The organism is Enterococcus sp. DIV0167, assembly GCF_050541555.1.
Lineage (GTDB): Bacteria > Bacillota > Bacilli > Lactobacillales > Enterococcaceae > Enterococcus > Enterococcus faecalis.
On the sequence record NZ_CP172933.1, the window covers coordinates 2,210,469 to 2,232,645 of the forward strand.

The 22,177-nt window shown below is 39.1% G+C and carries 25 protein-coding genes and 2 riboswitches; of the genes, 3 read left to right on the forward strand and 22 right to left on the reverse strand.

The features are described 5' to 3' along the window. Positions 1-112: 112 nt before the first annotated feature. The 13 genes from IGM09_RS10510 to IGM09_RS10570 form a co-directional block, all read right to left on the reverse strand. Complete coding sequence (locus IGM09_RS10510; protein WP_010713130.1) at positions 113-871, reverse strand: ABC transporter permease; 759 nt, start codon at positions 869-871, stop codon at positions 113-115. Continuing rightward, positions 855-1,517, reverse strand: a complete 663-nt coding sequence (locus IGM09_RS10515) for an ABC transporter ATP-binding protein (protein WP_002356375.1) — start codon at positions 1,515-1,517, stop codon at positions 855-857. The genes IGM09_RS10510 and IGM09_RS10515 overlap by 17 nt, the downstream gene beginning before the upstream one ends. A 14-nt stretch (positions 1,518-1,531) precedes the next feature. Further along, complete coding sequence (gene rsmI / locus IGM09_RS10520) at positions 1,532-2,404, reverse strand: 16S rRNA (cytidine(1402)-2'-O)-methyltransferase (RefSeq protein WP_002359438.1); 873 nt, start codon at positions 2,402-2,404, stop codon at positions 1,532-1,534. Between the two features lie 111 nt (positions 2,405-2,515). Further along, positions 2,516-2,863 carry a DNA replication initiation control protein YabA gene (locus tag IGM09_RS10525; RefSeq protein WP_002356372.1) on the reverse strand — a complete coding sequence of 116 codons (348 nt, stop codon included), beginning with the start codon at positions 2,861-2,863 and terminating at the stop codon, positions 2,516-2,518. Then, on the reverse strand, positions 2,856-3,695 hold the full coding sequence (locus IGM09_RS10530) for a PSP1 domain-containing protein (RefSeq protein ID WP_002356371.1): 840 nt from the start codon (positions 3,693-3,695) through the stop codon (positions 2,856-2,858). Before IGM09_RS10530 ends, IGM09_RS10525 begins: the two co-directional genes overlap by 8 nt. Positions 3,696-3,810: 115 nt before the next feature. Beyond that, positions 3,811-4,761: a DNA polymerase III subunit delta' gene (gene holB / locus IGM09_RS10535; protein WP_002384059.1), complete on the reverse strand. Its 951-nt coding sequence runs from the start codon at positions 4,759-4,761 to the stop codon at positions 3,811-3,813. Between the two features lies 1 nt (position 4,762). Then, positions 4,763-5,092: a cyclic-di-AMP receptor gene (locus tag IGM09_RS10540; RefSeq protein ID WP_002356367.1), complete on the reverse strand. Its 330-nt coding sequence runs from the start codon at positions 5,090-5,092 to the stop codon at positions 4,763-4,765. Between the two features lie 19 nt (positions 5,093-5,111). Next, a complete protein-coding gene (gene tmk, locus IGM09_RS10545) occupies positions 5,112-5,750 on the reverse strand; it encodes a dTMP kinase (RefSeq protein WP_002356366.1) in 639 nt (212 codons plus the stop codon). 208 nt (positions 5,751-5,958) lie between these two features. Further along, positions 5,959-6,555: a recombination mediator RecR gene (gene recR / locus IGM09_RS10550; protein ID WP_002356363.1), complete on the reverse strand. Its 597-nt coding sequence runs from the start codon at positions 6,553-6,555 to the stop codon at positions 5,959-5,961. Between the two features lie 175 nt (positions 6,556-6,730). Continuing rightward, the gene (gene tenA / locus IGM09_RS10555) at positions 6,731-7,393 is read right to left on the reverse strand and encodes a thiaminase II (protein ID WP_033625115.1); all 663 of its coding nucleotides are present in this window, start codon (positions 7,391-7,393) and stop codon (positions 6,731-6,733) included. A gap of 11 nt (positions 7,394-7,404) precedes the next feature. After that, complete coding sequence (locus IGM09_RS10560; protein WP_002362491.1) at positions 7,405-8,058, reverse strand: CbiQ family ECF transporter T component; 654 nt, start codon at positions 8,056-8,058, stop codon at positions 7,405-7,407. Next, positions 8,049-9,407: an ABC transporter ATP-binding protein gene (locus IGM09_RS10565; RefSeq protein ID WP_016618087.1), complete on the reverse strand. Its 1,359-nt coding sequence runs from the start codon at positions 9,405-9,407 to the stop codon at positions 8,049-8,051. Before IGM09_RS10565 ends, IGM09_RS10560 begins: the two co-directional genes overlap by 10 nt. Next, positions 9,404-9,967 carry an ECF transporter S component gene (locus IGM09_RS10570; protein ID WP_002359429.1) on the reverse strand — a complete coding sequence of 188 codons (564 nt, stop codon included), beginning with the start codon at positions 9,965-9,967 and terminating at the stop codon, positions 9,404-9,406. Before IGM09_RS10570 ends, IGM09_RS10565 begins: the two co-directional genes overlap by 4 nt. Positions 9,968-10,071: 104 nt before the next feature. Then, positions 10,072-10,162: riboswitch (TPP riboswitch) on the reverse strand. A gap of 178 nt (positions 10,163-10,340) precedes the next feature. On the opposite strand from IGM09_RS10570, the gene IGM09_RS10575 reads away from it, so the two are divergent. Together IGM09_RS10575 and IGM09_RS10580 are read left to right on the forward strand one after the other, a co-directional pair. Further along, complete coding sequence (locus IGM09_RS10575; RefSeq protein ID WP_002356353.1) at positions 10,341-11,126, forward strand: TraX family protein; 786 nt, start codon at positions 10,341-10,343, stop codon at positions 11,124-11,126. 163 nt (positions 11,127-11,289) lie between these two features. Next, the gene (locus IGM09_RS10580) at positions 11,290-12,651 is read left to right on the forward strand and encodes an MFS transporter (protein WP_010713127.1); all 1,362 of its coding nucleotides are present in this window, start codon (positions 11,290-11,292) and stop codon (positions 12,649-12,651) included. A gap of 51 nt (positions 12,652-12,702) precedes the next feature. Here the strand turns inward: IGM09_RS10580 and IGM09_RS10585 are convergent, their stop codons facing one another. Continuing rightward, entirely contained in the window at positions 12,703-13,893 is a 1,191-nt protein-coding gene (locus tag IGM09_RS10585; RefSeq protein ID WP_113826071.1) for an MFS transporter, read from the reverse strand. A 144-nt stretch (positions 13,894-14,037) separates the two neighbouring features. Here IGM09_RS10585 and IGM09_RS10590 point away from each other — a divergent pair, with 144 nt between their 5' ends. After that, positions 14,038-14,394, forward strand: coding sequence for a winged helix-turn-helix transcriptional regulator (locus IGM09_RS10590; protein WP_002356348.1), 357 nt, complete (start codon positions 14,038-14,040; stop codon positions 14,392-14,394). A 93-nt stretch (positions 14,395-14,487) separates the two neighbouring features. Here the strand turns inward: IGM09_RS10590 and thiD are convergent, their stop codons facing one another. The 8 genes from thiD to galE form a co-directional block, all read right to left on the reverse strand. Continuing rightward, positions 14,488-15,318 (reverse strand): bifunctional hydroxymethylpyrimidine kinase/phosphomethylpyrimidine kinase, encoded by an 831-nt coding sequence (thiD, locus tag IGM09_RS10595; RefSeq protein ID WP_002362487.1) that lies wholly within the window; start codon positions 15,316-15,318, stop codon positions 14,488-14,490. Next, on the reverse strand, positions 15,315-15,950 hold the full coding sequence (thiE, locus tag IGM09_RS10600; RefSeq protein ID WP_033625116.1) for a thiamine phosphate synthase: 636 nt from the start codon (positions 15,948-15,950) through the stop codon (positions 15,315-15,317). Before thiE ends, thiD begins: the two co-directional genes overlap by 4 nt. Beyond that, entirely contained in the window at positions 15,947-16,765 is an 819-nt protein-coding gene (locus IGM09_RS10605) for a hydroxyethylthiazole kinase (RefSeq protein WP_002376476.1), read from the reverse strand. Before IGM09_RS10605 ends, thiE begins: the two co-directional genes overlap by 4 nt. Further along, a complete protein-coding gene (gene thiW / locus IGM09_RS10610) occupies positions 16,749-17,237 on the reverse strand; it encodes an energy coupling factor transporter S component ThiW (protein WP_240185868.1) in 489 nt (162 codons plus the stop codon). Before thiW ends, IGM09_RS10605 begins: the two co-directional genes overlap by 17 nt. 140 nt (positions 17,238-17,377) lie before the next feature. Continuing rightward, a riboswitch (TPP riboswitch) is annotated at positions 17,378-17,466 on the reverse strand. Between the two features lie 147 nt (positions 17,467-17,613). Next, complete coding sequence (locus IGM09_RS10615; RefSeq protein ID WP_002382484.1) at positions 17,614-17,928, reverse strand: YbaB/EbfC family nucleoid-associated protein; 315 nt, start codon at positions 17,926-17,928, stop codon at positions 17,614-17,616. Between the two features lie 20 nt (positions 17,929-17,948). Next, entirely contained in the window at positions 17,949-19,709 is a 1,761-nt protein-coding gene (gene dnaX, locus IGM09_RS10620) for a DNA polymerase III subunit gamma/tau (RefSeq protein WP_002367228.1), read from the reverse strand. A gap of 71 nt (positions 19,710-19,780) precedes the next feature. Then, on the reverse strand, positions 19,781-21,031 hold the full coding sequence (locus tag IGM09_RS10625) for a UDP-glucose--hexose-1-phosphate uridylyltransferase (protein WP_033625117.1): 1,251 nt from the start codon (positions 21,029-21,031) through the stop codon (positions 19,781-19,783). Further along, entirely contained in the window at positions 21,012-22,004 is a 993-nt protein-coding gene (galE, locus tag IGM09_RS10630) for a UDP-glucose 4-epimerase GalE (protein WP_113826073.1), read from the reverse strand. Before galE ends, IGM09_RS10625 begins: the two co-directional genes overlap by 20 nt. Positions 22,005-22,177 lie beyond the last annotated feature (173 nt).

Consider the following 22,177-nt stretch of genomic DNA (forward strand, 5'->3'; position numbering starts at 1 on the left):
CTCCCTCCATTATATACGAACGTCCGTTCTTTTTCAAATTGAAACTTCTTTATTTCAACCAGAAAAAGCTGAAAATCCGTGAAGTTATAAACACAGATTTCCAGCTTTTTAATTAAACAACCAATTGTTTTTGTTGATTATAGTAGCCTTTATAGGCAAGATAAGTTGCAATCACTGAACCAATACTTGTTGCTGATAGCAACATAAAAGTCACCATAATCTGATATTTTATCGCATGGACCGGATCAACGCCCGCAAAAATCAAGCCTGACATCATCCCAGGCAAACTAACAATTCCGACAGTTTTGGCAGAATCAATCGTCGGCGCCATCCCGGTTTTCACACTTTGTTGGATGATTGGTAAAGAGGCAAGTTTGATAGTTGCACCTAATGCTAGTTTCTCCATTACCGCTTGCCGTTGGTTTTGAAAAAGAGTATCTAAATTGCGATAGCATAAACCAATTGCCACCATCGAATTGCTGGCAATCATCCCACTGATAGGAATGATTTGAGAAGGAATAAATTTAATAGAACCAGAAAAAATCAAAATACCAATGGTAATTCCTGTACTACAACCAATTGCAATGAAAGAAATCAAAAAGCCCTTTTGTAATTGCTGGCTGCGTTTTTTTGCATTAAAGGCTGCGTTGGAAACAATCACCAAAACCATGATGAGCGTTAAAATCAGGTTATTGACTTGAAAAACATATTTTAATAAATAACCGACTGCGACTAATTGAATGACTGCTCGAATCACACTAATAATAATATCTTTGGTAAAACCTAATTTTTCTTTAGTACTAATAATTAATGCGACCATCACTAGCATGGCTGAAAAAAATAAGGATAAATTATTAACTGCTAAATCCATCTGTCGGCGCCACCTTTCCTGCTACAATACGAATCACTTGCTGTGCTTGCTGAATTTCTTCGGTATCATGCGTGACACGAACCAGCGTGACTCCTTGCTCTTTGTTTAATTGGTTTAACAATTGATTGACAATCTGTTTGCTTTCTTCATCTAATCCCGTTGTAACTTCGTCTAATAATAAAACATCTGGTACAAAAATAATGTTTCGTAGCAAAGCAACCCGTTGTCGCTCACCACCAGAGAGTTCGGCTATTTTCTTTTCAAGATAAGCAGCGGGCAATTTCACTTGTTGGAGTAATGCCACGACTTTTTCCTGATTAAACGCTTCTTGTCTGACGGTAAATGGAAATAATAAATTATCATACACGGTTTCACCAAATAAAGTTGGCTGCTGAAAACAATAAGAAACCTTTTGGCGGTATGTTTCGATTGGCATTGTAGTAATTGGCGCTTCTTGATAAAAAATTTCGCCTTCTGTAGGACTTAATAATGAAGATAAAATTTTTAAAAATGTACTTTTCCCGCTACCTGAAGGACCAACAATTGTTGTATTGCTACCTGTTTCAAATGACAAATCAATATCAGAAAGAATGCTACGACCATTTACTTGATAAGACACGCCTTCTGCTCGCAATAAATTACTCATGTTTCTCTCCTTTTTTAAATGGAATGATATTCTTTATATACTTCTTGTTTTTTTACATTTCTCAATTTGGCCACTTCTTTGATCGCCTCTTTGGAACTCCGTCCCTCTTCCTCCATTAAAACTTGTACATGTTCTTTGAGGGAAATAGCTGGCATTGCTGCTATTGTCTCTTTCTCACCAGTAAATCCGCTAACTAATAAACAACACTCGCCTTTTAGCGTATTTTCTGCTAAATATTCTGTTAGTTCTCCTAAGGTACCTCGTAAATACTCTTCGTGAAGTTTCGTTAATTCTCGACAAATCACAGCAGGGCGTTCTTGACCATAGACTTCAGCAAACGTTGCTACCGTTTTAGCAATCCGATAGGGGGACTCATAAAAAATCTGTGTTGGCCGTTCTTCTTTTAATGCTGATAACACGTCTTTCTGTTCCTTTTTCTTTCTTGGTAAAAAACCATAAAACGTAAATGGCTGTGGTAAAAGACCCGAGGCAATCAAGGCGGTCATTCCTGCCGTAGGTCCTGGCAAGGCAATCACTGCCAGTTCTTCTTCAAGACATGCTGTAACCAATTCATGACCAGGATCACTAATTGAAGGCATACCTGCATCGCTAACTTGGGCAATCGTTTCACCATTCAGCAATCGTGTAATCAGTTGAGGAATTCGCTCTTTGTAATTATGTTCGTGTAAACTAATTTGTGGTGTTGTAATCTCAAAATGATTTAGCAATTTTTGTGTGTTTCTTGTGTCTTCACTAGCAATCACCGTTGCTTCTTTCAATATGTTTAAACAACGAATACTCATATCTTCTAAATTGCCGATCGGTGTTGGGACAAGATACAATTTTCCTTTTGTTGTTTGCTTATCAAAACTTTTCTGTTTTTGCATAGCGCATCCCTCATTTTCCTTTTTCGTTCTATAAATAGATAAAGGTTTGATTTGACAATCGATTGACTGTCAAACCAAACCTTTCCTTTTTATTTGCAGTGTCCACTAGACTTAACGCGTACGTTCCCCATAAATAACATCAAGACAAAAGGCACATTCTTCATCATTTTCACGTCTTGAACCATATAAAATATTGCAGACATGGAAGCCCTCTTCATAAAGTTTTTCCAAATTCATACGTGATTTTGATAGCTCTTGTTTTTCAGTTTCAGTTGTATTTCCTGCTAACTTATTCAGTTCTTGGAGATGCTCCCGTAAGCGTTGGTTTTCGATTTCCAACGTGGTATTTTTTTCTACCAACTCATGGAGTGCTGCTTTAATTTCTCTTAATTGTGTCACGGAACTGTCTAAATCAGTTTCCAACGAATTTAATCCATCATAGAGCGAACGTTTATCCATTTTGATCACCTTTTTCAGCAGCAACTTTCGCAGTAGCTTCTTTGATTTCTTCGTAATCATAATCCGCTGCGATTTCACGACCATGCAGACGAACTTTGACAATCCGACTTAATAGATTCAACCCGACGACTTTACCTTTGCCATCTGGTGTTATTACTTCTTTTCCATAATCTGGTAATTCTTTTTTAGCGGCTTCATATTCGTCGTTTTCGTATTTCAAACAACACATTAAGCGGCCACATAATCCCGAAATTTTGACAGGATTTAAAGATAACCCTTGATCTTTAGCCATTTTGATTGAAACTGGCATAAAATCTCCTAGAAATGTTGAGCAACATAGTTGTCTGCCACAAGGGCCAATGCCACCTAATATTTTCGCTTCATCTCGGACACCAATTTGACGTAACTCAATTCGCGTCCGGAAAATAGCCGCTAAGTCTTTGACTAATTCACGAAAATCAATTCGCCCATCTGCCGTAAAGTAAAAAATCATTTTGCTACGATCGAAGGTATATTCTACTCGCACTAATTTCATTTTTAAGTCATGAGCTCGAATTTTTTCATTGGCAATGCTTTTGGCAGCTTCTGCATCAGCCAAATTTTTTTGTTCTTTTTCTAAATCATTGGCTGTTGCTTTATTTAAAATGGGTTTTAGGTCCTCTGGTAAATCGTCTGAATCGACTGTTTTTTTAGGAATAGCAACAGTAGCTAATTGTTTTGACTGTTGAGATTCAACGAGTACTTTCTCATTATAAATATACTCAGATTTTCCAGGAGCAAAATAATAGATATGACCGGCTTCACGGAAGCGAACTCCTACTACTTCTACCATTTTATTCCTCCTAATCTAGTTCAAGTGAACGTCGCTTCAATCGGTTAAGGAACTTGTGAAACAACTAAGTTCCTACTATATTATGAAACTGAATGCCACTTGGCACTTTTTTCCTTTATGATTTAGGGTGAATCATTTGGATAACTAATTGTTCACAAACATTTTGCCAACTAACATTGGCAGTCCATTTTTGGCGTGCTTTCAAAATTAGCGCCAACCGTTCCGCCTGCTCTTCCGTTACTTTTTTGGCTTGCTGTGTCGCAACACTTTCTTCCAATAATTGACGGTAATAAACCATGAGCAAGTCAAAGCTAAGCGCTTGTTGTTCTTTTTCCTTAAATACTTTGACCATTTTCTTCTGAACGTAGATAAATGCCTGTAAATCATTACTTTTTAGATAATTAAACCATTGCAAAATGATTTCCCTAGCTTCATTAAACCATTCATCTTGAGAGATTTCAACTGCTTTCTCAAAACTATTTGTCAGCTCAGCTAAAAGGGTTGCAGTCTTTTCACCAATCCCCTGTTTGATTAAGCGATCAATTAATGTTTTTTTGACTAATGGTTGAAAATGTAAGGTTTGGCATCGTGATTGAATCGTTGGTAAAATTCGAGAAAGCGAAGTGGTTTCTAAAATAGCTAAAATTTGTCCTTCTGGTTCTTCTAAAAATTTTAAGAGACTATTGGCTGCGCCGGTACTCATTTTATCTGCTTCTTGAATTAAGAAAACTTTTTTAGCAGTCTCGACCCCACTTTTAGAAAACTCCGCTTTTAATTCACGGATTTGGTTCACTTTGATGGTTTGCCCATCTGGCGCAATTCTTAAAACATCTGGATGTTCATTTTCATTAATCCGCACACAATTATGGCATTCGTTACAAGGCTGTTGATTTACTAAATTCGTACAAAAGACATGTTTCGCCATCCATAAGCCAAATTCTTGTTTTCCAGTTCCTGTATCTCCTTCAAAAAGATAAGCATGGGCAAGACGACCATGCTCAAAACTTTTTTGGAGTTGCTTGTACAGCAAAGGTTGCATTTGCTGTAGCTGTTGTGCTTCATTCATCTTAATATTGATGGAATCCTTCAACTGGTAAGACGAAGCAAGTAGCGCCGCCTACTTCAACTTCCACAGGATAAGGAATTTGGCCATCCATTGTGATATCTAAAGTCACAGGTGTTGAAACATATTGTTTTCTTGATTGACATGTTTCTTTAATTAAAGCTAATGTTTCGTCGACACGTTCATCATCAATCCCAATAATAAATGTGCTGTTTCCCGCTTTTAAGAATCCACCTGTTGAGGATAATTTTGTAGCACGAATATTGGCATCAATAAATTCGTTGGCTAATCGGTTACTATCTTTGTCTTGTACAATGGCTAAAATAATCTTCATGGTCTACACCTTCCTATAATTAAAAGTTTTCTGGATAACGTTCAATAATCGCCTGATACGTTGCTTCTACGACAAGTTCTAAACTCATCCGTGCATCAATCTTTTTGATACGTTGTGGATTTTCTTCTGCTAATTTCAAATATTCATGACGAACACGTTGATGAAATTCTAATCCTTCTGAATCTAAGCGATCAATTTGCTGTGTTCGATTTTCTTGAATCCGCCGTAAGCCAGTATCTGAGTCAACGTCTAAATAAATTGTAAAATCTGGTGAGACACCTTCTGTCGCAAACGCATTAATTGAAGCAATTGGTGCAATCCCAATTCTACGCCCAGCGCCTTGGTAGGCTAATGAGCTGTCAACAAAACGATCACATAGGACTAAATGACCCGCTTCCAAAGCTGGCAAGATTTTTTCCACTAAATGTTGACGACGAGCAGCTGCGTAAAGTAAAGCTTCTGTTCGCTCATCCATTCTGTCATTTCTTGGATCTAAAATAACTGTTCGAATCTTTTCGGCAATCGGTATGCCGCCTGGTTCTCTTGTAGTGACAATTTTTCGTTTTGACTCTTTAGCTAATCTTTCAGAAACTTCCTTCAAAACACTGGTTTTACCAGCACCATCTGGACCTTCAAATGTGATAAAAATACCCTGCACGTGCGAAAACTCCAATCAATTTTTACTTGTATCTATTATACTTCATCTTGCTCTATCAGTCTAATTGAAATCCTTATGTCCTATTTAAAGTGATGCATCCGCTGAAAAAAAGAAACTGAAAAAGAAGTACTGAAAAACTTGAACTGCGACATTTTCTCACAGAAACGACCTACTTCGATTTCAACCTCTTTTTCCAACGATGTTTCTTTTAAATTTCTCGACGTCCTTCGACTGCTTTTAGCAAGGTTATTTCGTCTGCATATTCAATATCGCTGCCGACAGACAAGCCGTGTGCCAAACGAGTAACGGTGATTCCAGCTGGTTTAATGAGCCGTGATAAATACATCGCCGTCGCTTCTCCTTCAGTGGTAGCGTTGGTTGCTATAATGACCTCTTTCACTTCATCATCGTGCAATCGTTTGATCAAAGAGGCAATATTAATATCTTCTGGTCCTGTTCCTTCCATCGGTGAAAGCACCCCGTGGAGTACGTGATACAAGCCTTGATATTCACGCATTTTTTCCATTGCCATAACGTCTTTTGGTTCTTCCACTACTAAAATAATACTACGGTCACGATTTTTATCTTGGCAAATTTCACAAGGATCTTCTTCAGTAATATTTCCGCAAATACTACAGAAATGGAGATCTCTCTTGACACTAATTAGCGCTTTTGCAAAAGCATTAGCATCTTCTTCTTTCATATCAATTGTATAAAAAGCAAGCCGTGTCGCTGTTTTTTGACCAATTCCTGGTAATTTCATATAACTTTCAATCAATTTTGCAATCGGTTCTGGATAATTCATGAGGCTTCTACAGTCCTTTCTTAGCAAGGCGTTTCTGTTATTACTGAGCGAGTTATAACAGATTTTGCGTCACTGAATATCTTATCACGCCCTGTCAAAAAAGCAACTGACAATTACTGCTTTCTAATACAAAAACAAGTCGTTAGTTACGAGCACTAAACGACTTGTTTTTGTATTAACCAATCCAGGTTTCGTGTGTATAGGCCATTTCCCAAAAAGCGTATTCCATCTCACTGCTGATAACAAAAGCGGTGATCATAGCTGCTTGTTCTTGTGGTGAACTTTCTTCATATAATTGGTCTAACAGTTGACGTTCCTCTTGGACGTGTTGGTACGCTTCCTCCCCAGCATAGGTTTCAATCCAACGTTGGTACAGTGGTTCTGGTGAGTGTTGTTTGACTAACTGTGCACCAATTTCTTGATAGAGCCAAGAACAAGGCAACATACTTGCTGCGGCCGTCTTAGGCGTTCCTTCAATAAGTTGGCGATACATATGAGAAATATAGTGATAAGCGGTTGGTGCAATCGGTGTCGCTGCAACTTCTTCTTCCGTAATCGCCAGTTCTTCAAAAAAAGTTTCACGAATAGCTAATTCGCCCAACGCGAGATTTTCCGCATTTGTTAAGAGTAATTTTTTCAATCGAGGTTGTTGCGTTTGTGCCGCAATCAAGCGATAAAGCTGACTAAAATGTTTTAAATAGTAATGATCTTGAATTAAATAGTAGCGAAAAATCGTTGGACTCAAGGTTCCTTCATGTAATTCTGTGATAAAAGGATGCTGAAAACTTCCTTGCCAAGAAGCTTGCGCTTGTTCTTTGGCTTGTTCTGTAAATGTCATAGGTTTCTCCTTTACGTTAGAAAAATAAACAAATTGGTAAAAATGATGATCAAAATAGCAAGCCCCAGACTGACTTTTGCTGACACAAAATGCTCTTTTCGACTTCTGGTGGCTCCTTCTTCATAGCCATGGGCAGACATTGCTTCCGTATATTTATCTCGCCAAGAAACAGCAACGAGCAGTGTTTTAACATAAAGCATCGGTGACCAAAAATGAAACGTTTTGCCACGGAGTAGGCTTGCTTCTTTTAAATCATTAATTTCTCTTTTCACTTCCGGTAAGGCGTGAACCACCACTAAAATTCCATAAACAAAGTTTGGTGCTAGCCCCTTTTGTTCCAATAACAACAATAATTCTTCAAAATCAACGCCTACAGCAAAAGCTAGTCCTAAACCGGCAAAGGCATACGTTCGACTAAACAAAAGCCAGGCTTGTTGACTACTCGTACCATGCAAATAAATAGACCAAAACGTCCCGATTGCTGGTAAAAGTGGCAAGAAAAATAACCAAAGCAGTAAGCGGGATTTTCGCTGGCCTATTAAAAAAATGACACAACCCATAAAAACCGCCAAATTTGCCAAAATTGACTGAGAAAAAGATAATTCAAAGGTCAAAATAAGAATCAAAGAAGCATAAATTGCTGCATTTGTTTGCTTTATTTGCATGTGGTTCCCTCCTGCCAGATAATCAGTTGTTGCTGCAGCAATTCTATTCGGTAATTGCTCACGCCAGAGAGAGGTTCTAGCCGATGCGTGACGATTAGAAAATCTTGTTGCGCACTTTTTTCTTTGATCCATTCAACAAAATAATTGCATGCTCGCTCATCTAATCCAGCAAAAGGTTCATCTAAAAGTAAACAGTCCAAATCTAAGCTCAGCAAACTAATTAATTGCACCATCTTTTTTTGCCCTTCACTTAGTTGAAAAACACTGTACTCTAGTTTTTCTTTTAAACCTAAAAAAGTTAAGGCTTCCTCTTGTTTTCTTCTTTTTTCTGCTGTCATGTTCTGACCAAACAAAAGCTCTTCTCGTAAAGTCAACGTGACAAACTGACGATTGGCTTGTTGCACCGCTAATGTCATGTGTTGATACAATTTTTTTGAAGCCCGCAAGCGGCGGCCTGCCAAGAACATTTTTCCTTGATATTTTTGTCTCTGAACGATGGCTTTTAATAAGGTGGATTTTCCCGCCCCATTTGGCCCCGTCAACGTGGTAATTCCTTTAAACAAAAGCGCTTCTTTTTCTTCAAGTAGCACTCGTTTTCCCTGAGACAAACGAAAATTTTTCAATTGGAGCATTGGTTGTTTTACCACAGAAGTTGTAAGCTGAAATGTCTGTGGTTTTGTTTTGATAAACGTCAACGGTTGCTTTTCAAACTGGCCATTTTTCAACGTGACGACTTGGTCCACAACATCAGCGTAATCGCTGAAATCGTGGTCGCACACCAAAATCGTTTTGCCTGCTTGATGGAGTCTTGCTAATATTTGAATAAATTGTTTTCGAGAGGTTGGATCAATACTTGCAAAAGGTTCATCTAATAAAAGAATATCTGGGTTCATTGCTAGCAGAACTGTCAACGCCGCTTTTTGTTTTTCACCACCAGATAACGTAGCTAATTCTCGTGTGAATAAGGTTTGAGTCTGAACAAGTTGAAGCGCTGTTTGGATTTTTCGATTCATTTCTTCAGGCGAGATTCCTAAATTTTCTAAAGCAAAAATCAGTTCTCGTTCCAAGGTTTTCATTGTAAATTGTTGACTGGGATTTTGAAACAGCATGCCAATTTTTTGCGCCTTTTCACGAGTTGATAATTGTCGGCGTTCTATTCCTTCAATCAAAATTTCTCCTTGGTAATCAAGCGGAGCAAATCCGGCAATCAATCGTAAGAGCGTTGATTTTCCACTACCACTATCGCCAATTAATAAGGAAAACGTTCCTTGAGGAATTGCTAAATTTGTCTTTTCAAACAAGGGTTGTTCTCGTGAAAAGGACACAGCTTTTAATTGGATACTATTCATTTTGCCTTCACAGCTAACCCTTGCGCAGACTGATACATTCGTAAAATAACTTTCGTTAAGAAAATACCAAAGAAACAAATGGAAACGAACCGAACGCTAATTAAAGCAATGTTCATCCCCAGACCGTAATTGCCATAACCAAACTTAAAGTATTCATACACATAACTAAAAATAGTCGTCCCAATCGCACTATAAAATAACGTGAGTGTATCGTACCGTTTGTAGCGTGTCACAAAAAAGCCACTTTCACTACCTAGGCCTTGAATCACACCAGAAATTAATACACTAGGTCCGAAATACGAACCATAAAGCATTTCTGCCAAAGCGGCTAAAACTTCCGCCAAAACAGCACTTCCCGCTCGTGGAATCAGCATCGCTGCAATTGGTGCCACCATGGTCCACATTCCAAATAAAAGCTCATTGGCAAATGGACTCAGTCCTAATGGTAACAGCGCAGCATTCAATAACGCATAGAGGAACCCTGCCCCCATAAAAACACCGCCAAACAAAAAGGCTAAAAAAGCGAGTAAGACGACTTGTTGCAATGACCATTTTTTCAATAAAAAAACTCCTTTCTCTTAACAAAAAGCAAAAGGAGTGACTTAAATAAACCCTGATAAAAGAAAACACACTCATCCTAGGACAGAATGAGTGCGTGAAAAATCAAAGTAAATCGGCATTTCCCTGCGACAGTACTAACTGCATCAGGTTCAATGGGTATCATCTCAGCCATAACAGCACCCCAAATGTTTTTTATTAAAATGTACTTTTACTATAGCATAGAATAATTATAAAAACTAGTCTTGGCACTTTTTTCTTTCATCAAAAGCTGAAGAAATCAAACAATTTTGTAAGATAACTGTTAGGCAAATAAATGGTTGGTTTTTCTGAACTTTGTTATATTGTTCTTTATGAAAGAGAGGCGTTTATACTATGGGTAAAACATTAACTGGCTTTCATTTGAAAGTCATTGGGGTTATTTCAATGGTCTTTGACCATCTATTGCAATTTTTTAGTTTTTTAGGCGTGCCTGGTTGGTTCGGATGGATTGGACGAATTGCTGCACCTATTTTCTTATTTGAAAGTTCTGAAGGCTTCATTCACACAAGCAATCGGCGAAAATACATGTTCCGGTTATTGTTAGGTTTCTGGATTATGGGGATTCTGAACGGCATTTTAAATGCGTATTTTTCAACAGGTGGCTTAATTATCAATAATATTTTTGGGACGTTATTTTTAGGTACGGTCTACATGCAGTCTATGGACTATTTTAAACAAAAACAAATTGGTAAAGGGCTTCTTTGGTTTATTGTGCCTTTATTAATCAGTGCCTTACCTCTCGTTGTTTTTAGTTCTCCAGACATATTAAGCAACCCTGCTATCTTAATTGGTTTCCAAATTTTCAATCTGATTGTGCCATCACTAATGATGACAGAAGGTGGGTTTTTATTTGTTCTCTTGGCCGTAGCTTTTTATTTATTCCATGGCAAAAAGTGGTTACAAATTTCAGCAATTGGCGTTGTTGCGTTGATTTCAGCAGCCAGCTATAATTTCCAAGAACTATTCGGGGTGAACCACCAATGGATGATGATTTTAGCAGCGATCCCAATTGTTCTTTATAATGGTGAAAAAGGCCGTGGCATGCGGAATTTCTTTTATATTTTCTATCCAGCTCACATTGCTATTTTTGCAATTATTAGTTTCTTCATGCAACGTTAATTATTTTCTGCTTGACGATTGCCTAAAAACTGTTTACAATGCAACATGTAAACAAATCGTACAGATAACACGCAAGTTGCGTGTCGAGAGAGAGGCGGTTTCTATTCTTATAGAAACTGCTTCTATTTTTTTACGAAAAAATGAAAACTATAGAGGTGATTAAATGGAACAAAAAAACGTACGATTATTCCCTGCCGTTTTAGCGACAGGAATTATGTCTTTTGCTGGCGTATTAATTGAAACAGCAATGAATGTAACCTTTCCGACATTAACAAAGGAATTTGGTGTTTCCACCGGTACCGTGCAGTGGGTGACAACGATTTATTTATTAGTTATTTCTATCATGGTGCCCTTATCCAATTATTTATTAAAAACCTATTCGCTAAGACGCTTATTTATCGTTGCGAATCTTTTCTTTTTGATTGGTTTAGCGATTGATGTCTATTCGCCATCTTTCAGTATCTTGTTATTAGGCCGACTCTTCCAAGGGGCTAGCACTGGGATTGCTTTGCCACTGATGTTTCATATTATTTTGAACTTTACTCCGCTAGAAAAACGAGGAACGATGATGGGGGTAGGCACATTGACCACTTCAATTGCTCCAGCCATTGGTCCAACGTATGGTGGAATCTTAACATCTTCCCTATCTTGGCACGCCATCTTTTTATTCTTAATTCCTGTTTTACTACTTTCTTTGTTTATGGGATTATCTGCTATTCCAGAAATACCTGTTAAAAAAACCACCACTCTTGATTTGGTTAGTTTAATTGGTATTGCCCTGTTATTTAGTGGTTTGTTGATGTTTTTAAGTAAAATTGGCACATTGTTTGGCTGGCTTTCACTTCTGGCAGCCATTATTGGCTTTGTTATTTTTTATAAACGAGCAACGACGGCTGAACAGCCACTAGTTCGTTTGACAATTTTAAAAAATCCCGCCTTTGTTTTATTTTTATGTGGCTTTTTAGTTTGTCAATTCTTATTGTTAGGTATTTCCTTTGTCTTACCAAACTTTGTTCAAATCGTCCTTGGAAAAAATGCGTTTGTAGCTGGGCTAGTCATGCTGCCAGGTGCTACAGTCGGGGCCATTTTGGCACCACTTTCTGGACGAGTGTTGGATCAATACGGCGCTAAAAAACCTATATTATTTGGCTTAAGTTTGGCGACAATCGGTTGGCTAGCTTTAACAATTTTACTAGAGATGCCTGTTTTATTAGGATTCGTCGCTGGACATGTTACCTATATGATTGGTCTAGGTTTTGCATACAGTAATATGATGACGACTGGTATGAGCTTGTTAGAGGAGAAAGATTTTGGCGACGGCAATACGTTATTTAATACACTTCAACAATTTTCTGGCGCTATTGCGACGGCCATCGTAGCGACGATTATTAATATCGCTCAAGACCACGCAGATAATTTTGCTCAGGGGACAACGATGGGCTCCCTCATTTCTCTGATTTTCTTGTTAACCTTATTAGTAATTGTTTTAATTGCTTGCTGGAATTATTTCCGCAAAAAAGCTTAAAAAAAAAGCAGCTGGTCAGTTCCATAGTGACCAGCTGTTTTTTTTAGTTTTCTAAAGATAGTTGTTTTTTTGTTCTTCTTGCTTCCGAATATAAAGTACGAACAAGACAGCAATTAACACGATAAAACCACCAAAAATCGGTGTATATGTTACTGATAAATGATCTGTGACCACCCCACCTGTCATTGAGCCGACGGTAATCCCAATATTAAAGGCTGCAATATTAAAAGCTGAGGCCAAAGTGATATCTTCTGGAACATACTTTTCCGCTAATTCTACAACATATAGTTGTAAACCAGGTACATTCATAAAGGCAAATAGGCCCAACATCAAACTTGCTAATAAGCCTAGAAGACTGTTATCCATTAAAACAGTAATGAATAAAAAGACTAAGGACAGAATTAATAAGCTAAACATTTTTACTAACGAATCTAAGGGTTTTTTATTTGCCCAGTGACCACCTACTGTATTGCCAATTGCGACCATTACGCCATAAACAACTAAAATAATCACTACCGCGTTGGCTGAAAAGCCTAAATTTTCCAATAACGGTGACAAGTACGTATATGCAGCAAACGTTCCACCATAACCAAAAGCAGTAATTAGAAAAGAGAAAACGAGGGGTTTGTTCGTAAAAATCCGCGTGATTCCTTTTAAGTCAACCTTCCCTGGTATCGGTAAATTTTTGGGAACTAAAAAATAACTAGCAATCAGTCCCACCAAGCCAATACTGGCTATAAAAAGAAAGGACATATGCCAAGCTGTTTGTTGCCCAATAAACGTCCCTAAAGGTACACCAGTCACTGTTGCAACCGTTAAGCCCGTAAACATAATAGCAATGGCACTGGCTCGACGTGATGGAGGCACAACATCTACGGCGATGACAGTCGAAACAGACATGAAAATACCATGCGCCAATGCAGAAAGTATCCGCCCTACCAATAAAATAATAAACGTTGGCGCAAATGCAGCAATTAAATTCCCACTAATGAAAAGAAGCATAATCCCCAGCATTAATGAGCGACGATTCCATTTCCCTGTCAAAATTGTTAATAACGGCGCCCCAATCGTCACACCTAAAGCGTACAAAGAAACAGTCAAACCTGCTTGGGAAAGACTAATATGAAAACTTTTAACAATCATTGGTAATAAACCCACACTAATAAATTCTGTTGAACCGATTGCGAAAGCATTGATAGCTAATGCAAAGAGCGTTAAATTTGGTGAAATTTTCTTTTCCATTCTCTTCCTCCTAAAAAACATTTGAATTTCAACAAAAATTACTATATACTAAGATTGAATTTTTGATAAGTACCTACTTTTTTGTATCATAGGTACCTTTTAGTAACTTTTGTTTATTATCAACCTGTTAAGGAGGAATGTTTTTTGGAAACTCGTACATATGCGATTGGTGTCGAAGCAACGATGGATGTTATTGGTGGCAAATGGAAGCCAATTATTCTGTGTAATTTACGGCACGGTGCCATGCGCCCCAGCGATTTAAAACGCGGCATTACTGGCATTAGTCAAAAAATGCTGACACAACAATTACGGGAACTCGAAGAAGACAACATTATCGAGCGAAAAGTTTACAACCAAGTTCCACCAAAAGTCGAATATTATTTAAGCGATTATGGTCAAAGCCTCTCTGCTGTCTTAGATAACTTATGTAATTGGGGAGAATCCCACGTGGCTCATTTGCAAGAACAAGGCCAAGAAATTTATTTAAAATGTGAAGATTAGTGAACAAAACGTTTATAACCTATATCAAAAAAGAGCTTTAAGCTATTTAAGAGCCTGGGGAAAAATCTAAAATGATTTTTCCCCAGGCTCTTCTTATGCTTTAATAACTTGAATATCTTGCGTTAATTGGGCCCAATGATTAGTAGGTCCGTGACCATGTCCAACAGAAATTGCTTGGCTAATGGCCCCTTGTATAAACTGTTTGCCAATCACAATCGCTGCTTCTAACGGCGTGCCTTTTGCTAATTCGGCTGCGATACACGCTGAAAAAGTATCTCCTGTTCCATGAGTATTTTTCGTTACAATTCGTGGTGCACTTAGCCAAAAGCTCGAACCGTCTTCCATTAACACATAATCAGCCGCTTGTTGATTTGTGCTATGTCCGCCTTTCATAATAATATTTTTTGTGCCCAATTGCTGTAATTTTTTTGCTGCGGTCTGCATTTCTTGTTCTGTCTTGATGGTCGTCTCTAGTAAAACTTCCGCTTCTGGTAAATTAGGTGTCACGACCGTTGCTAATGGCAACAGTTGCTCTTTAATCGTTTGAACTGCCTCGGCTTCTAACAAATGATGTCCACCTTTAGCCACCATTACAGGATCGACAATCAACGGACCAAAATCAACTTTCTGCAAATTGCGAACAACAGCTTCGACACGCTCACTATCTGCTAACATCCCCGTTTTCGCTGCCCCAATTTTAAAATCAGCCGCCAGTGATTGAAATTGTGCATCAATAAATGAACTAGGAATCGGTAAGCTATCTTGCACGCCATACGTATTTTGTGCCGTCAATGCAATGACAATATTTAAGCCAAATGCCTGCCGTGCTTGAAATGTTTTTAAATCTGCTTGCATGCCAGCTCCCCCACCAGAATCAGAACCAGCAATCGTGACTACTTGTGGTGTCAAATTATATTCGGTCATTTTTTCACCTCCAACATTCGCTCCGTTACACGCATCAACCCTTGAACTTTCTCGGTTATCTGTTCAGCCAGCATAATTTCACTGACCAGTGAAACACCAGCCACTCCCGTTCCCATAAGTTGTTCTATATTTTCTTCTTTGATCCCACCAATCGCCACAACAGGAATCGTGACTGCTGCGGCAATTTCAGAAAGTGTCTGCAAAGAAGTTAACGGACTGTCCTTAGTCGTTGTGGGGAAAATTGCGCCCACGCCTAAATAATCAGCGCCCTCGTTTTCCGCTTCAACTCCTCGTGCCACCGTTTTGGCTGAAACACCTACGATTTTTGTGGACCCAACCAGTTTTCGCACAAGAGCAACCGGTAATTCATCATCCCCTATATGCACACCTGCCGCATCCACTGCCAAGCAAATATCGACACGATCATTAATAATCAACGGAATCTGATACGCATCTGTTACCGCTTTAACTTTCACTGCTAATTCGTAAAAGCGACGTGTTGACACTTCCTTTTCGCGCAGTTGGACCAATGTCACTCCACTGCGACAAGCAGTTTCAATTCGTTTTAAAAATTCAGTATCACTAAAATCATACCGTCCTGTCACCAAATAAACTTTCAATTGCTCTCTCATAGCACTCGTCCTTTCACCGCCTCAAACCAATCCTTCTCCTTCATTAAAAGAGATAACTGATTTAACGTATTTTGGCGAAAATCGGCCAGCCCTTGGCTCTTAGTCTGGGCTTTTTCTCCGCAAAGATTAAAATAGCTCACTGCGGCTACTGCCGCAGTCATTGGCGCGTTGCCTTCACCTAATAAAGCGGCAACTAATGCGCCGACTAAATCGCCCGTGCCAGTGAAACAATCCAACTCAGGCACGCCATTTTGTAAGACAATCACTTGCTCTTGGTTAACCAAAACATCTTGAATCCCTGTTGCTAAAAATACCGTCTGGGGAAACTTTTGTGTTTGTTGACGTAAAGCTTGAATCAGCTCCTCAATTGCTTCTTCACTTTGATCCAAAGGGCTGCCATCCACTCCTCGGCCATGACTCACCAACTGGCAAAAAGTCCGCATTTCTGAAAGATTCCCTTTCACAACGGTTGGCTGATTGTGCACCAGCTTTTCCCCGACTTCATTTCGAATATCACTGGCGCCATAACCGACTAAATCGACTACGGTCGGTTTATTCACTTGCCGAGCATAATCACTAGCTGCTAACAAGCTTTGCTCTCGTTCTTGTGATAAATGGCCTAAATTCAAAACCAAGGCACTGGTTTGCTGAAACAACTGCGGAAATTCCCGGGGATCATCTGCCATAATGGGTTTAGCATCAATATAAAGTAATGCATTCGCCATAGACTCACACGTAATTTCATTCGTAATGCACTGAATTAATGGTGCCGTTGTCAGTGGAAAAATCGTTTCAAACTTAACGCTTGTTTTCATAAAAGTACCCTCCCAAAAATAATTCCTGTGTTTGTTTAAATACCCGAGTTTCTTTCAGTTTTACTAAGACAAGCCAAGCAATCACTGAACCAATCAGTGTGGCACCAATAAATCGTGGTGTATAAATGAACCAATAAAAATTCTGCTTACTGCCAGTAAACCAAACCATTACATGATAGGACAATAACGAGCCAATGATGCCTGTCCCAAAAATTTCCCCTAGCATCGACCAGCCTAATTTTTGTCCCCATTGATAAAATAAACCAGCAAAAAACGCGCCAAAGACGGCACCTGTTAACGCTAATGGCGGAATACCTAAGAACGTCATACGGATTAAGCCGCAGACAAGTGCCATGAGAGTTCCGTAAAGAGGACCTAATAAAACTCCGGCAATAATGTTCATGACACTGGACATAGGGGCCATTCCCTCAATTCGCATTAACGGCGATAATACAACGTCCATCGCAATCATTAAAGCCAGTAACGTAACTCTGTGGATTCGATTTTTTTCCACGTAAAAAAACTCCTTTCTGCGAGAAGCAAAAGGAGGCGCGACTGAAAAAGACAGAAAAACCCAACCACAAATAAACGTAGTTGGGTGCAATAATCGGTCAAAATTTCAAGACATTTCCCTGCGCCAGTCCTAACTGTTTCAGGTTCCATGGGTATAATCTCAGCTAATAGCACCCCAAATGTTTCTCTTCAATTGGCTTTAGTATAGCATAGTTTTTTGGAAGCGACTACTAAAATTGCCAAAGAGTTTTCCCACAAAAACAGAAAAAACGTCATGCCCAAAAAGTTCGATTTTTTGGGCATGACGTTTTTCATACTTTCGTTGGTCTTATTTTTTAGAATCCTGGCATTCCTTTGGTGTATTTACCTAAAGTTGCTTCGGTTTCTTTTTCAATTTTTACTAACGCATCGTTGACAGCCATAATGACTAAATCTTGTAACATATCAACGTCTTCAGGATCAACCACGTCTTCTTTAATGGTCAAATCTTTCATTGTGCGATCACCAGTAAAGGTCGCTGTCACAAGTTGATTGGTTGCTTCACCGATAAATTCTTTTTCATTTAGCGCTTCTTGCGCTTTGGCCATTTCTTTTTGCATTTTTTGTACTTGTTTCATCATGCCTTGCATGTTGCCCATTCCTCGCATCATAATTCCTCTACTCCTTCGTATTAATCATCTAGTACTTCGACAAGCTCTTCACCAAACATAGCGATTGCTTCATCTACTACTGGATTTTCTTGTGAATGTTCATTTGTTACAGGCGGTTCGTCCGCTAGACGAGCCATTTCATTTTCAGGTTCAGAATGATTCAAACTGCCCTGATTTTGGTTAATAAAACTTTGTCTTAGTTTTGGCCAGCTTTCTCTAGTAATGCAGACCATCTCTGGTGTATAGTCCATCAAACGGCTTAAATTATTATTGAAAGCTAACTGCATCTCTTCATCGTCTGTTGCACGAGCACAAACAATCTCATAGTCAAATGCCACCACGATCCCCTTAGGACTTGCTGCGACAGGTTCACTAGCCTTTAGCATCGCTCGTTGAGTCACAGATAATGTTTGCAGTAAGTCTTCCCAAACATTTTTCACATTCATTAAATGTGTTCTAGTCGCTTCGTTTAAGACTTGATATACGCGTTCTGTGGGTACGCGGAACGAACTTTTTGGCGCTTGTGGTCGTGCTTGTTGACGTGGCGCATCTGCTTCTTTGACAGCTACACCGTGTTTCTTTAATTCAGCCAGTTCTTTCTTCAGTTGCCCGATTTGATTTTGTAAATCTGCTAATTCTGGATTTCCCTCTGCACTACCACCTTGATTAGTTGTTTCTGGCGTGTTGTGTTTATTGGGTTGCACCGTTTTAGCTAATTTGACAGTGGCTACTTCCAGATAGATATTCGCATTGTTGGTAAAGCGGATCTCATTTTGTGTGTCACTTAAAATTTGGATTAGTTGGTAGATTTTTTCAGCAGGTGTTTGTGTAGCTAGTTCCTTAAATGCTTCTGTCAAAGTTCCTGCTTTTTCTGCTAATAACTTCGGTGCTTGCTGATACATCAGCAAATCTCGACAATATAATAACAAATCTTCTAAGAAACGGCGCGCTTCTTTACCTTCGCCTAAAATACTTTCCAAGCCTTCTAATGCTCGTTCAACATCACCGGCGACACAACACTGAATATAATGATCCATCATTTCATAGGTTAGGCTGCCTGTCACTTGCATTGCATCTTCCAGTGTTACTTTTTCATCACTAAATGAAATCGTTTGATCCAAGATACTCAAGGCATCTCGCATCCCACCTTCCGCAGCACGTCCAATCACATAAAGGGCTTGTTCCTCATAATCGAGAGCCATTTCCTGCATGATATGGGCCATATGATCGACGATATCTTGCGTACTAATTCGCTTAAAATCAAAGCGTTGCGTCCGTGAGATAATCGTTAACGGAATCTTGTGTGGTTCAGTCGTTGCTAAGATAAAAATAACATTTTGTGGCGGTTCTTCCAAGGTTTTTAAAAGTGCATTGAACGCGCCTGTTGATAGCATATGAACTTCATCAATAATATAAACTTTGTACTCGGCTTGTGTCGGTGCATACTTTGCTTTATCACGAATATCACGGATTTCTTCCACGCCATTATTACTCGCCGCATCAATTTCAATGACATCATTTAAACGACCTTCCGTAATGGCTACACAGGTTTCACAAACATTACAAGGTTCACCATCTTGACTATGTTTACAGTTAATCGCTTTAGCGAAAATTTTTGCGGCACTGGTTTTACCTGTACCACGAGGGCCAGTAAATAAATAGGCATGAGATGTTTTCTTTTGCACTATCGCATTTTTCAGTGTCTGAGTAATTGCTTTTTGTCCTACTACGTCATCGAAACGTTGTGAACGCCAGACCCGATAAAGTGCTTGATAAGCCATTTTTTACCCTCCCTTATTTTTCATTCTTATCTATTATACGTGATTTTTAGTCATTCGGCATCTTTTTTCTTTTAATGAGTCACTGGCGCAACCATTGCTAAAAAAGCCGCTTTTCCTTCACTTGTTTCTGCAAACGCACTGGCTTCTTTTAATCGCTGTTGATACGCTGAAGCGACAGTTTCAAGTGCCTGCGTTTTCTGGTTGTTCCAAGTCGTTAAACCTTGGACTTCTGCTAACGTTAACGAAGGCTTTGCTTGAGGTCGACTAAAAATTAAGTCCATGACATATAAAAGTTCTTTTCGTCGGGCAACGATTTGTATCTCATCCGTTGGCAGTTTCAGCATTTGCCATTGCTCAAAAATATCATTTGCGGCTTGGGCAACTTCTGACGCATTCGGTCCCTCTAAGCGAAATGTCGCAACTGGCCAATTCACCATTCCTGCGTTGATTAAAGGATAGTTAGCTAACTCAACATATTCTGAAATGCTCGCTTCGGCTAATGGAAATTGTTGCAAACCCGTTTGATAATAGACATGCTCATTTTGTTCAAAGACAGCATCAATCCCAGCAAAATAATGAGGAAAGACCTCAACAATTTTCAACAATTGCTGAAAAGTCTTAACTGAACGTTTCGCTGCCTGATGTTTTTCAAACGCAATCACACCTTGTTGCTGATATTGTGCCTGTTTTACAAAGGAAAACCCCCAGCTTTCGCCATCTAAGTTCATTCGAATCACTCGATGGTTCGTAGTCGCAGGAAATTGCTGACTTCCCTGGTAGCCTTCTGTTGCCATGCACCATTCACAGCGGGGATAGCTTTGTGCAGAGAGCGTTGCTTTTGACGCCTCACTGTGGACCTTATTTGCTAAAAAATCACCATAGACTGTTGAAAAAACAACAGGTTCTTCCTGTTCAATGACCGTACCGTTTTTTTGACAAAGTTGGTAAAAATACTCGGTAGCCTCTTGTGGCTCTTTGGCATAATGTTGCGCAAAAAAAGCATTAACCACAGAAGGTGGCGGTGTCAACAAATCCATCAATTGCACCATGAACTGTTCTTTTTGTTGCTCTGTTTTTACAAGTTGATTGGCACTCGCAATTTGACACAATTGTTCCGCCAAATCAGCGGCGGGTGTTGCCACAGGCCGTATGTCTACTTCGCCTAATTCTTGTTCACCAATCATTGATAATAAACGATTCTGAAGATATAAGCGATCCAATTCCATCCAACCACCTGCTTGAATAGCAAGTGTGGTAAAATCGGCAATCATTTGACTCGTGGTCATCGCTTCATTCCTCCTATTACTTTTCTTGATATCCATGTGGATGAGCTTGGTGCCATTGCCAAGCGGTGGCGATAATGTCCTTGACCTCAGTTACTTCTGGTTGCCAGCCTAAAACTCGTTTGGCTTTTTCACTAGAAGCAATCAACTTACTAGGATCCCCTGCTCGGCGTGGGGCGATTGTCGCAGGAATTTCTTGGCCTGTCACTTCGCGAGCAGCATCTAACATTTCTTTAACAGAATAGCCGTTGTTGCTTCCCAGGTTAAAGACGTCACTTTCGCCGCCATTTTTCAAATATTCTAAAGCCAAAATATGTGCTGCAATCAAGTCTTCAATGTAAACATAATCTCGAATGCACGTGCCATCTGGTGTATCATAATCATCCCCCAAAATACTTAGCTCTGCTCGTTGGCCTAATGCCACTTGTAAAATAATTGGCACAATATGCGTTTCTGGCGTGTGATCCTCACCAATTGAGGCATCTTTTTTTGCTCCTGCAACATTAAAATAACGCAAAGCAATATATTTCATTCCATAAGCGTTGTCGCACCATTTCATGATTTTTTCCATCATTAATTTACTTTCCCCATACGGATTTTTAGGATTCGTTGGGGTTTCTTCTGTAATAGGCATTGCTTTTGGTTCGCCATAAGTGGCCGCTGTGGAAGAAAAAACAATGTGTTTCACCCCGAATTCTTGCATGACTTCCAAGGCAATTTGCGTGCCGTGAACATTGTTATTGAAATACATTAACGGTTTCTCCACGGATTCTCCTACTAAAGAATTGGCCGCAAAGTGCAACACCCCTTCAATTGATTCCTTTTCAAAGACACTACGTAAAAAAGCTTTATCACGAATATCGCCTTCATAGAAAGTCGCTTGTTCATGAACTGCTGAACGATGCCCCGTTAATAAATTATCAACAACAATAACGGCATATCCTTTTGAAATTAATTGATCGACGGCATGTGAGCCAATGTAGCCTGCGCCACCTAATACTAAAATAGACATAAATACGCTCCTTTTACTCCCTAATTTCTTTTTCTATTGTACCATTAAATAAGGTTTACTTCTGAATTATTTCATTTTGTAAACAGGATTTAATTTGGCCATTTCTCCTTATTCATTTTTCCTATAAAAATACAGAAAAGACTTGGTAAATTTTAACAAATCTCTAAATTAGT